Origin of the sequence: Citrobacter sp. Ce104 (assembly GCF_030334595.1) — a bacterium.
Classification (GTDB): Bacteria; Pseudomonadota; Gammaproteobacteria; order Enterobacterales; family Enterobacteriaceae; genus Citrobacter; species Citrobacter europaeus.
The window spans coordinates 1-416 of the sequence record NZ_JAOWDP010000041.1 but is presented as its reverse complement, the minus strand read 5'-3'; the positions used below and the strand labels follow the sequence as shown (position 1 = coordinate 416).

Annotated in this window: 1 protein-coding gene; it reads right to left on the bottom strand. The window is 55.3% G+C overall.

Annotated elements, in window-relative coordinates:
• Positions 1 to 306: SUMF1/EgtB/PvdO family nonheme iron enzyme (locus tag OGW16_RS02095; RefSeq protein ID WP_286517672.1), on the bottom strand; the 306-nt coding region annotated here is incomplete at its 3' end.
• Between the last annotated feature and the right edge of the window lie 110 nt (positions 307 to 416).

Below are 416 nucleotides of genomic sequence, written 5' to 3'. Positions count from 1 at the left end.
TCCCGCCATTTTCAGATAAAAAGCGTAATCCTCATGGGTCACCTTGAAACGACCGATGGAATAGCTGGTCAGCGTCACCTCATGCAGCGGTTTGGTGTCTTTTTCCGAAGAGCAGCGCGCCCCCTCGCCATGCGTGCGGGAGCAAAAATCCCCCATCCAGAACGTGCCGCCCGGAATAAAAACCAGATCGCCGGTAATGCGTTGCAGATATTGCGCTAATTCCGCGTTATTCTGCCCCGCCGGCTCCGGTTTATCGCACCCGCTCAGCAACAGCACCAGCGCCAGGCTATATTTTCCGACCGTCATTTTACCGCCTCCGCAGCGTTCACCGCACAGCGTACAGTGGTGCCATCGGGAAAATAGTTATCCTTAATGGCATAGCCGCGAAAAAAGGTGAGGCCCACATCAAACCCGGG